Source organism: Methanosarcina horonobensis HB-1 = JCM 15518 (genome assembly GCF_000970285.1).
GTDB classification, from domain to species: domain Archaea; phylum Halobacteriota; class Methanosarcinia; order Methanosarcinales; family Methanosarcinaceae; genus Methanosarcina; species Methanosarcina horonobensis.
Map to the genome: position 1 here is coordinate 3,982,667 of NZ_CP009516.1, position 12,583 is coordinate 3,995,249.

The 12,583-nt window shown below is 43.4% G+C and carries 9 protein-coding genes and 1 pseudogene; 7 read left to right on the forward strand and 3 right to left on the reverse strand.

The window, feature by feature from the left end:
- Nucleotides 1-8 precede the first annotated feature (8 nt).
- Both MSHOH_RS17400 and MSHOH_RS17405 read right to left on the reverse strand, forming a co-directional pair.
- Complete coding sequence (locus MSHOH_RS17400; protein WP_048141569.1) at nucleotides 9-584, reverse strand: TetR/AcrR family transcriptional regulator; 576 nt, start codon at nucleotides 582-584, stop codon at nucleotides 9-11.
- Between the two features lie 72 nt (nucleotides 585-656).
- Nucleotides 657-1,189: pseudogene (locus MSHOH_RS17405) on the reverse strand (TATA-box-binding protein).
- 255 nt (nucleotides 1,190-1,444) lie between these two features.
- On the opposite strand from MSHOH_RS17405, the gene MSHOH_RS17410 reads away from it, so the two are divergent.
- Both MSHOH_RS17410 and MSHOH_RS17415 read left to right on the forward strand, forming a co-directional pair.
- Entirely contained in the window at nucleotides 1,445-2,023 is a 579-nt protein-coding gene (locus MSHOH_RS17410) for a MarR family winged helix-turn-helix transcriptional regulator (protein WP_239451038.1), read from the forward strand.
- A 71-nt stretch (nucleotides 2,024-2,094) separates the two neighbouring features.
- Nucleotides 2,095-3,279, forward strand: coding sequence for an MFS transporter (locus tag MSHOH_RS17415; protein WP_239451039.1), 1,185 nt, complete (start codon nucleotides 2,095-2,097; stop codon nucleotides 3,277-3,279).
- A gap of 339 nt (nucleotides 3,280-3,618) precedes the next feature.
- Here MSHOH_RS17415 and MSHOH_RS26090 read toward each other — a convergent pair whose 3' ends face one another.
- Nucleotides 3,619-4,098: a DUF134 domain-containing protein gene (locus tag MSHOH_RS26090; RefSeq protein WP_048141573.1), complete on the reverse strand. Its 480-nt coding sequence runs from the start codon at nucleotides 4,096-4,098 to the stop codon at nucleotides 3,619-3,621.
- Between the two features lie 1,742 nt (nucleotides 4,099-5,840).
- Between MSHOH_RS26090 and cdhA the strand changes: the two genes are divergently transcribed.
- From cdhA to cdhD, 5 genes are all read left to right on the forward strand, one after another.
- Complete coding sequence (cdhA, locus tag MSHOH_RS17425; RefSeq protein WP_048141575.1) at nucleotides 5,841-8,258, forward strand: CO dehydrogenase/acetyl-CoA synthase complex subunit alpha; 2,418 nt, start codon at nucleotides 5,841-5,843, stop codon at nucleotides 8,256-8,258.
- 2 nt (nucleotides 8,259-8,260) lie between these two features.
- The gene (gene cdhB, locus MSHOH_RS17430; RefSeq protein WP_048137532.1) at nucleotides 8,261-8,773 is read left to right on the forward strand and encodes a CO dehydrogenase/acetyl-CoA synthase complex subunit epsilon; all 513 of its coding nucleotides are present in this window, start codon (nucleotides 8,261-8,263) and stop codon (nucleotides 8,771-8,773) included.
- A 24-nt stretch (nucleotides 8,774-8,797) separates the two neighbouring features.
- The gene (cdhC, locus tag MSHOH_RS17435; protein WP_048141577.1) at nucleotides 8,798-10,201 is read left to right on the forward strand and encodes a CO dehydrogenase/CO-methylating acetyl-CoA synthase complex subunit beta; all 1,404 of its coding nucleotides are present in this window, start codon (nucleotides 8,798-8,800) and stop codon (nucleotides 10,199-10,201) included.
- 55 nt (nucleotides 10,202-10,256) lie between these two features.
- Complete coding sequence (locus MSHOH_RS17440) at nucleotides 10,257-11,018, forward strand: ATP-binding protein (protein WP_048141579.1); 762 nt, start codon at nucleotides 10,257-10,259, stop codon at nucleotides 11,016-11,018.
- 248 nt (nucleotides 11,019-11,266) lie between these two features.
- Nucleotides 11,267-12,580, forward strand: coding sequence for a CO dehydrogenase/acetyl-CoA synthase subunit delta (gene cdhD, locus MSHOH_RS17445; protein WP_048141581.1), 1,314 nt, complete (start codon nucleotides 11,267-11,269; stop codon nucleotides 12,578-12,580).
- The last annotated feature ends 3 nt before the right edge of the window (nucleotides 12,581-12,583 follow it).

Consider the following 12,583-nt stretch of genomic DNA (forward strand, 5'->3'; position numbering starts at 1 on the left):
AAATTAAGTTATTTATCTTTTAATAGAACAGGTATTTTCTCAGCAGTGGCTACCAGCATAGTATTGTCATTACGAATTAAAGATATAGTTATCGCGCCTTCGATCATTAATTGAAGAATTAAGCTCAGTTCTTTTGCTTTTTCTGATGAGAGTCCACTGCTAACTAATTTCTGATAGTATGTATCAGTCCACATATCATAGACTTCAGTACAGGCTTTTCGTAAAGAATCGCTTATTGAAACCGTCTCTAATGCCAGCAAACCGATCGAAAAGCAGTTCTCTTGATCTTCTTTTTCATTAAATTTCCATGCCAAATCCAGAATAAACTCCTTGATAGCCTGAACTGGATCACTATTTTGTGCTAATTCTTCTTTAATATCGTGTTGAATTTTATCTCCCATCAATTTTATAGTGGCTGCTGCTAACTCCTCCTTTCCGTTTGGAAAATAATAATACAACGATCCTTTTGGCGTTGCGCTTTCTTTAATAATTTCATTTAACCCGGTAGCGTGATAACCGTTTTTCTGGAACAAAATAGCAGCCGTAGTAAGGATTTTTTCACGTGTATTCATTTTAGATTCCATATAGATTCCACAAAATCGTTGATAATATGCATGGCTATTGAAGATTTAATAAAGCAATCCTAAGTTGTCCAGCTATTTCTTAATGATCCGCAGGCCCTCTTCGCAATCCTCCGGACATTTTCCACCTGTAATTACACCAGTTTGCCAGTTCTGAATATAAGCACTGCTACCTTGGGAATCTCTAGTTTATAAACAAGCCCAGGAAATACTTCTGGTTCGTACTCGACGTTTTCCATACCAAAGACTGTCAAAATGGCATTCAGGTTTAAATTCGTCCTTAAATTTGCAGAGGCTACTACATTTTGAACATGAATCTCAGGCTCCAGATCTATTTCCTTGCAGCCGATTGAATTGAGTTCGTTAGCCAGATTGATCATAGCCATATGAGCTTTTTCGATACTCCTGGCTCCAGTGCATACCACTTTTCCGGAGTTGAAAATTAGAAAGGCAACCCTTGGATTCTCAATTCTGTATACGAGGCCGGGGAACTTCGTTTTGTTATACTCTGCACCTTCAAGCCCGGTCTCCATTAATTTTTGCAGGTCGAAATCTTCTGCCAGCTTTGTAGATGCCACTACGTTCTCTATAGTTATCGTGGGTTCCATACACATCCCATAGAATAACTGGTAATAGCCGTGAGTTATTGAAAAACGTAAACAAACAATATCTTTCCATTTATTACCAAACATGGAGGGATGTACTTTTTTTTAGAGGTGATCAGTAACTCACGGACATAACCGAATTATTTTTCTAGTGATTATAATGACTGGTCTACATATTATTTATATTTTACCAATACCACATGTCAAACAAATTTTTCTCATTGGTGTCTCAGCTACTAAAAGACGATCAAAGTTCTGATGTCAATTAGTTGTATCGACAACTATATATTATTTCAAGTGGTCGTGTACCCAACCAAGATAGTTGCGTTTGCAACTGTTTTAAATATACAATGCGGAAGTAATAAAGTGAGTACAATTGAATTCAATGGAAGTTCACATGCTAAAGAAATGTGTGGTAAAGAGTTCATTGGAAAAGCCATCTCATATCTTTACAGATATGAACAGATCTTTATTGGGAAAAAAATTGAGCCATATGGTATTGGAAGCGGACAGTTTCCTTTTCTTATGAGACTATATCGTGAGGATGGGATCAATCAGGAGAGTCTTTCTGACTATCTAAAAATTGATAAAGGCACTACTGCAAGGGCTATACAGAAACTTGTTGATGAGGGTTATGTTTTCAGACAGAGGGATGAGAAGGACAGGCGATCATACAGGGTTTTTCTTACCGAGAAAGGAAAAAAGTTAGAACCGGATATGAAAAGAATAGCTTCGGAGTGGGAGGACATTCTCTTCTCCGGTTTTGATGACAGTCAAAGAAAAAATATTACGAACTCACTTGGAATTATGTTTGAGAATGTATTGAAAATAATGTGAAATAACGAGACAAGACCACGAAATTCAAAAAACGAGACAAGATCATGCAATTTAAAAATATTCATCTTCTAATGCTTTGTGTTACTACATTTTTTGCAATGGCAGGAGGCTCTCTTTTAGCACCGGTATTGCCAGATATGGTGGAACCTCTGAAAACAACATCCCATGAAGTAGCACTATTGATATCAACGTACGCTATCTCAACAGCTATTTTCGCACTGGCAATTGGACATTTTATCGACCGTGTGAACCGTAAGAAGATACTTGTTCCCTGCCTTGTGATTTACGGTCTAACGGGACTTGTAAGTTATTTTACTTCTGACCTGCAATCACTTCTTGTCTTGAGGTTCATACAGGGCATAGGGGTAGCTGGGATGATGTCTTTGCCAATGCTGGTCATAGCGGACGTGTACAAAGACCATAGAAGTTTGCATGCCATGAATAAGGTTAGTCTGGCTCTTGCTATTGGCTCGGTATCTGCTCCTCTTATAGGCGGAGGACTGGCAAATCTGGGATGGAACTATCCGTTTCTTTTCTATGTACTTTCACTTCCGTTTGCCTTTGTTGTGATGGCCTCCCTTCCAGAGACAAGGGTTCAGAGGGACAATGACAATCATAAAGGCATATTAAATGGGTTTACAGCACTTAAGGAATTGAGAATATTGTACACGGTATTCCTGAGCTTTGCGGTTTTCTTTATACTATATTCGGTGCTTACCTACGTCCCCTTTATGCTTAAGAATGTATTAGGCTATACTGCAAAGGAAGCAGGACTTATACTGGCTATTCAGGGAATAGCTATCATGTTGATGGTACCCCGCGTGAAAACTCTGGCCGGTAAGCATTCAACGATACTAATTATTGCCACTGGTTTTGCACTTGATGGACTGGCAATATTTTCTATTTCATTTGCGCATTCAATTGTCGCAGTTCTTCTTTTAATACTGCTATTCGGAGCAGGTTTTGGGCTTGCTCAAACCACAATTGATGCACAGATAGTTAAGATTGCACCTTCAGAATCAAAAGGTGGTGTGTTGTCTATTCACAATACTATGAAATACATAGGTCAGAGTCTTTCTCCCTTAGTATTTGGTATAGTCCTGTCATATTTTGATCTTGACACGGTTTTCATAATATCAGGTTCCTTTGGGTTGCTTGTAGCTCTGATGACGTACCTGATGAAAAGTTCTTTTGAAAACTCAGGTGACGAACACAGAATAGAAAAAGAGGCTAAAATATCGTTGTCACATCAATAATTTGTTGAGTCATTTAGATGATATGGCATAAGAATAATTCCAGAACTTCATCTAACCTCACCATTACTACTAACATTACAACTTCAAGGTATGATGTTTCTTTGTTTGAGTGTATCAAACATCTGATTTTTTTGACAGATATTGAAATTTGTCGAAATGCCAGAGAATGCCTAAAAATCAGAAAATGCCCGAATTATTTCGTTGTTCCAGGAAGATATTCCAGTTTATCCAAAAGGAAGGAATCATGCCATATATGAACCAAAACGGACACATACATCAGATTCTAGTATCATTAATCGACGGTATAGCTATTATTATCACTTTTTTCTTCCTTCACAATTATTCCTGCTGCTTTCCTTTTTTAGGGCAACAGTAATCATTCTCAATAAATCTCTTTCCTTTTCCATCGCCGCCCAGTCGGAAAATTAGATTGGAACTACAATTCGGACAGCTTGTGGGGCGGTACTGATTGGACTTTGCTTCCCACACATGATCGCATTCTTTGCAGAGAAAACTGACCTTGCATTCACCAGTATTAACGTATTCTCCTCCAGAAATCTCAATCGCTTTTCCGTTAACGAGAGCATCAGCCACCTTCTGTCTTGCATTTTGGAGGTCGTTCCAGAAAGTTTTCCTGGATACCCCCATTCTGTCAGCGGCCTCGCTCTGCTCTATTTGAAGAAGGTCGCAAAGACGAATAGCCTCAAGCTCTTCTATGGATAGGTTGGTAATTTCCAGACAGCAAAGAGGGATTTCTCTGGGCTTGTAATAGGTGGCCTTTGGAAAACAAGATACCCTGCGCTTAACTTTATTGACCATCTAATTAACTAATGCAACACGTAATAAATATCTATCGATCGATATATATTACTTAAAGCGTTTAAAGTATTGACCTTAATATCGTCAATCTTCCATTGCCGAGTCTGAAAATTAGATTGGAACAACAGTTCGGACAACTTTTGGGACGATACTTGGAGGTCACTCAAATTTAACTGAGTTTGTAGTAAGTAGCTTTTAGGATTCTTTACTCCATTTAAATCAATCGTCAGTCAAAATACACAAAAGAGATGTTATATAAATAACTAACGCTGCAGTAATTTAACTATTAATAAATTAATAAGTTCGAGTTCCATAGTTAGGATTTTATACGGCAAATAAAAAAATCAATACCAATAGGTGTATAACTGTATAAAATAGGATTAGAATTATGATATTTACGATATTTACATAACAGCTTTGTACATATGCCCATCAGTTCTGTAGCTATTTTCTGTCGTTCACATATCATTTAACATAAAAGTTCTGTTAATCACTGATACTTTTGTTTTATTTCTTATTCTAATAGCTCCGTGTTCTTTTCTTAGGAAAAATAGGCACATGATGCCGTTTTCCATGATTCGTCAGGAGTCAACAATCTATAAAAGTCCATGTAGGATTTATAAAACGGATTTTTTTATTTTTATACATAAACAGAACAAAAGTGTAAATTATATATAGTACGTCGCTTATGTGTAATTTAAGAGTCTGTCCGAAAAGTGCTGTTAGCTATTGTAACTTCTACAATCAACGATCATAAATGAACGGATTCCGGATAATAAACACTAATTGTCCAATTGTAAATCTTACAACATGCATAGAACTTTTCGGATAGTCTCTAAGATCTCTTTTAGGATTCTTTACTCTACTTAACTAAACCGACAGTCAAAATGCACAAAAGAGATGTAATATAAATAATTAACGCCTTAATATTTAATTATGAGTAAATTAAAATCTCTGAATCCATTTTCAGGATTCTGTATTTTTTAAGTACAAAATCAACAGTAATAAACCCCTAACTGTATAAAATACAATTATAACTAGGAAGTCTATTTAATAGTTATATATCATACGTCCCTTAGTCCTCTGGCTATTTCTGCCTTTTACACCTGATTTAACGTAAAAGCTCTGCTAATCACTGGTAATCTTGTTTTGCCCTTACTCGAATAATTTCGTGTTCTTTTCTTATGAAAAATTGACACATGATGCCGTTTTTTTAGATTCGTCACGAGTCAACAACCTGTAAGAGATAATACAGAACTTATACAGGTGAATCATTTATTTTTATATTTAAACAGAACAAAAGTGTAAATTATTTATAACACGTCGCTAATGTGTAATTTAGGAGTATAATCCGAAAAGTGCTGTTGGCTATTGTAACTTCTACAATCAACGATCATAAATGAACGGATTCCGGATAATAAACACTAATTGTCCAATTGTAAAATTTACAACATGAATAGAACTTTTCGGATAGTCTCTAAGATCTCTTTTATTTTTCTGAGATCACAACGTTTACTAGTATAGGACTTACCCACTTGATGTTTAAATAAAAGCAGTGAACTCCCAACTCTTTAAAAATTCAAGTTTTAACTGCTTGATTTACTGTACTTAGTTTTGTAGTGTAAGTGTGTAAATTCTATAAAAAGTTAAAAAACGATCTCTAAAAATGTCATTTAGATAGCTGGAACTTTCAAGAATCGTCTGATAAATGACTTTAAGCGTATTTAGGAGGTAAAGCTGAAATGAGCAAATTAACTACTGGGAGTTTTTCTATAGAAGATCTTGAATCCGTTCAGATCACTATCAATAATATTGTAGGGGCAGCAAAGGAGGCTGCTGAAGAAAAAGCAAAAGAGTTAGGCCCGATGGGTCCCACAGCTCTGGCAGGCATAGCATCCTACCGAAGCTGGAATCTGCTTCTTCTTGACCGCTACGAGCCTGTTCTGACCCCTATGTGTGACCAGTGCTGCTACTGTACCTACGGACCATGTGACCTTTCCGGGAACAAGAGAGGTGCCTGCGGAATTGACATGGCCGGCCAAACAGGAAGGGAATTCTTCCTCCGTGTAATTACAGGTACTGCCTGCCACGCTGCCCACGGCCGTCACCTGCTTGACCATGTAATAGAAGTCTTTGGTGAAGATCTCCCCCTCAACCTTGGAGAATCAAATGTCCTGACCCCTAACGTCACAATCTGCACCGGGCTCAGTCCAAAGACCCTCGGAGAATGCAGGGCTCCAATGGAGTATGTTGAAGAACAGCTCACCCAGCTGCTTGCAACTATCCACGCAGGCCAGGAAAGCGCAGAGATTGACTACGACTCAAAGTCTTTATTCAGCGGCAGTCTAGACCATGTTGGTATGGAAATCTCCGATATCGCCCAGGTATCAGCATATGACTTCCCGAAAGCTGACCCCGAAGCCCCGCTCATTGAAATCGGTATGGGATCCATTGACAAGTCCAAGCCTCTTATAGTTGCAATCGGGCACAACGTAGCCGGTGTAACCTACATCATGGACTACATGGAAGAAAACAACCTGACCGACAAGATGGAAATTGCAGGGCTTTGCTGTACCGCATTCGACATGACAAGGTACAAGGAAGCTGACAGGAGAGCTCCATATGCAAAGATCGTAGGGTCACTGGCTAAGGAACTGAAGGTAATCCGCTCCGGAATGCCTGATGTCATTGTTGTAGACGAACAGTGTGTCCGTGGTGATGTCTTATCAGAGTCCCAGAAACTCAAGATCCCAGTGATCGCTTCCAACGAAAAGATCATGATGGGTCTGCCAGACCGCACAGACGCAGATGTGGATTCAATAGTCGAGGAGCTCAAATCCGGAGCAATTCCGGGTTGTGTAATGCTTGACTATGACAAACTTGGAGAACTCGTCCCGAAGATTGCCCAGACAATGGCTCCAATCCGCGATGCAGAAGGCATCACAGCAATTCCGAGTGATGAGGAATTCAAGGCATACGTCGAAAAGTGTGCCAAGTGTGGAGAATGCTTGCTGGCATGTCCAGAAGAGCTCGACATCCCCGAAGCCCTGGAATCCGCAGCCAAGGGAAGCTACGAGTACCTTGAAGCTATTCACGATGTCTGTATCGGATGCCGCCGCTGCGAACAGGTCTGTAAGAAGGAAATCCCAATCCTGAACGTCATTGAGAAAGCTGCACAGAAGGCCATCAGCGAAGAGAAAGGATGGGTCAGGTCAGGCAGAGGACAGGCAAGCGATGCAGAAATCAGAGCAGAAGGCCTGAACCTCGTTATGGGAACTACCCCAGGTATCATCGCAATTATCGGATGCCCGAACTATCCAGCCGGTACCAAAGACGTCTACCTCATTGCCGAAGAGTTCCTGAAGAGAAACTATCTCCTCGCAGTAAGCGGGTGTTCCGCAATGGACATCGGTATGTTCAAGGACGAGGATGGCAAGACCCTTTACGAGAGGTTCCCGGGTACATTCTCAGGAGGCGGACTGCTTAACACCGGTTCCTGTGTATCCAACGCACACATCAGTGGAGCCGCAGAGAAAGTTGCCGGTATCTTCGCAGGCAGAGTCCTTGCAGGAAACCTGGCAGAAGTTGCAGACTACACACTTAACCGTGTTGGTGCATGCGGACTTGCCTGGGGTGCATACTCACAGAAGGCAGCCTCAATCGGTACCGGATGTAACATCTATGGTATCCCTGCAGTGCTCGGCCCGCACAGTTCCAAGTACAGGAGAGCTCTGATTGCCAAGAACTATGACGAGTCCAAGTGGAAAGTGTTCGATGCCAGAGACGGCTCAGAGATGAACATCCCGCCAGCACCTGAATTCCTCCTGACCACAGCAGAGAGCTGGCAGGAAGCAATCCCGATGATGGCAAAGGCATGCATCCGCCCATCTGACAACAACATGGGAAGAGCCATAAAGCTGACCCACTGGATGGAGCTTTCAAAGAAGTACCTCGGTGTAGAGCCAGAAGACTGGTGGAAGTTCGTCAGGAACGAAGCCGACCTCCCGCTTGCCAAGCGTGAAGAGCTCCTGAAGAGGCTCGAATCAGAGCACGGCTGGGAAATTGACTGGAAGAGGAAGAAGATCATCTCCGGCCCGAAGATTAAATTCGACGTCTCAGCACAGCCAACTAACCTCAAGAGACTTTGCAAGGGGGCCTGAAAATGGTAGACACTACCAAGAACACCAAACTCTTTACCAGCTACGGAGTGACAACTGCCAAAGCAACCACCCCTGAGATAGCAGCCAAGCTAATTTCAAAGGCAAAGAGGCCGCTTCTTGTGGTAGGGACCAAAGTCCTTGACCCGGAACTCCTGGACAGGGCAGTAAAGATTGCACAGAAAGCAAACATTCCAATTGCAGCTACCGGAAGTTCTATGCCCGGCTTTGTGGGCAAGGACGTGAATGCCAAGTACATCAACCTTCACCAGCTGGGTTTCTACGTAACAGATCCTGCCTGGCCAGGACTTGACGGCAACGGGACATATGACACAATCATAGTCCTGGGGCACATAAAATACTACGTCAACCAGGTACTGTCCGGAACAAAGAACTTTTCCAGTGTAAAATCAATCGCAATTGACAGAAGCTACATCCAGAACGCAACAATGTCTTTCGGGAACCTTAGCAAGGCAGATCACTATGCTGCACTGGATGAATTAATTGAGGCATTATAATTTTATTTAGGAGGCGAAAGCACAATGGCAGAATTCCCATTTGAGATTTCCCCAATGTTTGAAGGAGAAAGAGTAAGGAAAGAAGGAATGTTCGTAGAGCTCGGTGGCCCCAAGTCTATCGGTCTGGAACTTGTCCGTGCAGCAGATATGGATGCAATCGAGGACGACAAAGTAACAATTGTCGGGCCAGACCTCAAGCAGCTCGAAGAAGGAAAGACCTACCCATGGGCAATGGTCTTTAACATTGGCGGAGAACTTGTCGAGCCTGACCTCGAATCTGTCGTAGAAAGGCGTGTCCACGACTTCATCAACTACTGCCAGGGCATTATGCACCTGAACCAGAGGTACGATGTATGGATGAGAGTTTCAAAGGACACAGCTGCAAAGATGGACTCCTTTGAGCCCTTCGGAAAAGCCGTTATGATGCTTTTCAAGACAGAACTGCCCTTTATCGAGAAGATGCAGGTGACATTCTACACCGATGAAGAAGAAGTAAAGAAGCAGCTCGAAGCTGCAAAGGAGATTTTCAAGGCAAGAGACGCAAGGACAAAAGACCTGCATGACGAAGATGTTGATGTCTTCTACGGGTGCACTCTCTGTCAGTCCTTTGCTCCGACCAACGTTTGCGTGGTATCTCCTGACAGAGTCTCACTCTGTGGTGCAATCAACTGGTTCGACGGCCGTGCAGCAGCAAAAGTCGACCCGGAAGGTCCGCAGTTTGAAATTGCCAAGGGTGACCTTATTGATGCCGAGAAGGGTGAATATTCCGGTGTGAACGATATTGCTAAGAAACTCTCTGCCGGTGAATTCGATAAGATCAAACTCCACTCCTTCTTCGATGCACCTCACACATCCTGCGGCTGCTTCGAAGTAGTCGGGTTCTATATCCCTGAAGTCGACGGTATCGGCTGGGTTAACAGAGAATACCAGGGAATGGCACCAAACGGTATCGGCTTCTCTACAATGGCCGGTCAGACCGGTGGCGGAAAGCAGATAGTAGGTTTCCTCGGTATTGGTATCAACTATTTCTACTCCCCGAAGTTCATCCAGGCTGACGGTGGCTGGAACAGAGTTGTCTGGCTCCCCTCGATGCTCAAGGAGAAGATTGATGAGACCATCCCTGCTGACCTCAAAGACAAGATCGCAACCGAGAAAGATGCAACTGACATCCAGTCCCTGAAAGCCTTCCTCGAGGAGAAGGGCCACCCGGTAGTTGCCACCTGGGCAGCAGCCGAAGAGGAAGAGGAAGAAGAGGAAGAGGAAGTAGCTGTTGCAGCAGCTCCGATGATGATGCCTGCAGCTGGCTTCCAGATGCCTGCAATGCCGATGATGTCCGGAGGTTCAGCTGGTGGAATAAAGCTGACCTTCAAGAACGCAAAGATCACAATTGACAGGATGATCATAAGCGAGAAGAAGGAAAAGAAGTAACTGAGTGACGACAGGCGATTGCCTAAAACCGAAAAACAATCCAAAGGGGTATTCTGTGACAAAAGTAATTGCAATAACGGGAAAAGGTGGGACAGGTAAAACAGCGGTAGCGGCTCTTCTGATCCGCTACCTTTCAAAAAAAGGGAAGTTTTTACTGGCAGTTGATGCAGACGCTGACACGAACCTGCCAGAAACTCTTGGCGTTGAGAACGTAAAAACAATCGGGGACGCAAAGGAGTTTTTACAGGCCGAAATTACAAAACCAAGGCCTGACAACCCCGATATGAATAAAGAGTCAGTACTAAAAAGTAAGGTCTACGAGATCATAGAGGAGATGCCGGGCTACGACCTGCTGGTCATGGGCCGACCCGAAGGTTCAGGCTGCTACTGTTACGTAAACAACCTCCTGAGGGGCATAATGGATAAATTGATCACGAACTATGATGTGGTCATTATTGATGCGGAAGCCGGGCTTGAGCATTTCAGCCGGAAGATTATTCGGGACATCGATGACCTTATTGTTGTGACTGACGCCTCACGCAGAGGATTCCGAACTGCCGAAAGAATTCATGAACTTGTGGATGAACTGGAGTCAAATGTAGGCAGAATTCACGTTATTGCAAACAAAGTCACGGATGCTAACCGCGAAGAGCTAGTTAAACTGGCAGGGGACCTGAAACTTAATATGATAGGTATGATACCTCTCGATCCTAAAATCGAGGAAATGGACATAAAAGGTATACCTCTCTTTGAAATCCCTGATGATTCAGTTGCTGCAAAAGAAATTGAAAACATTGTACAAAAACTGGGGTTCTGAAACCAAGCTTCTTTTTGAACCTGTGGATTGAGCAGAAAACTGAGCCGGATTAAGATAACAGGAACCATGGCCGGTTAAGAGCTTGAAACGGAATTTAAAGTCTGTAAATAACGGAGCAGGACTCCATTCCTGCCCCGGTCCCTGTTCCTATAAAGGGAAAAAGATCTGGAAACACATCCCGTACTTATATCTTAATTATAGCAGTCACTCACGAAAACGGCAAAAATTACGGAAACGGTGAGGTTTACATGGCAAAGAAAATGAAGTTATCAGATTTAACAAGCATGTTCGCGGGAATGGATGTAGAAGCCCTCGAAGGTGTGACTATTGAAGGGGACATTGAGATTGATCTCGGTGGACTCGGAGGCGGCTTTGACCCGATGCTTGCCGCAGCTCTAGGGCAGGAGAGTGCAATACTTGCCCAGCACTTTGCAAGACTTGCAGGCATGTTTGGCTACCCTGTTGGCATTGGTGCACCTGCAGCTGCTCCTGCAATCTCCCCAGCTCTGGCAGCCCCGAAACTCAAAGATCTCATTCCTGCAAAGTTTGATGTTGCTAATATCGCAGAATGGACAACTCAGATCCAGGAAGTACCCATAGGCAACACTTCTGCAGACGGCGGAAGCCGCGGCAAGAGAGTAGTGGTGGGTGGAGAAAAAGCCCTTCCGTTCTTCCCAGACGCCCCGATGCCGAACAGGAACCAGGTCACTATCGACGTGTTCGACATGAGGATCGGACTTGCAAAGGCTGTCAAGGAGAACTATGATGAAGTCATGGACAGCCCGGGAGAATGGGCAAAAAAGAACGTTGAGAAGTTCAACGCAGACATGATTACCATCCACCTGATCTCAACCGACCCGCTTATTAAAGACACGCCTGCAAAAGAAGCAGCAAAGACAGTAGAAGAAGTTCTGCAGGCTGTTGATGTGCCAATAGCAATTGGTGGATCAGGAAACCCACAGAAAGACCCCGAAGTCCTCGCAAGAGCAGCAGAAGTTGCAGAAGGCGAGCGCTGTCTCCTTGCATCTGCAAGCCTGAACCTGGACTATGCAGCAATTGCAGAAGCAGCAATAAAGTACGACCACGACGTCCTTTCCTGGACCCAGCTGGACATGAACGCCCAGAAGGAGCTTAACAGGAAGCTCATGAAGCAGTGCAATGTGCCAAGGGACAGGATCATCATGGACCCGACCACTGCTGCCCTCGGATACGGTCTGGACTACGCTTACACCAACATGGAGCGCATAAGACTTGCAGCACTCATGGGTGACGATGAACTGACATTCCCGATGTCTTCAGGTACCACAAATGCATGGGGTGCCCGTGAGTCCTGGATGGTCAGCTCACCGCTTAAGGAAGATTCTGACTGGGGCCCGAGAGAGTACAGAGGTCCTATCTGGGAAATCGTCACAGGTCTCTCACTTGCAATTGCAGGTAATGACCTCTTCATGATGATGCACCCAACATCGGTTGCTGTCCTGAAGCAGATCACTCAGACCCTCTTCGGTATGATCGACACCGAACAGGTTGACATTGCCAAATGGATCGGAGCGGAGGTGTAAAAC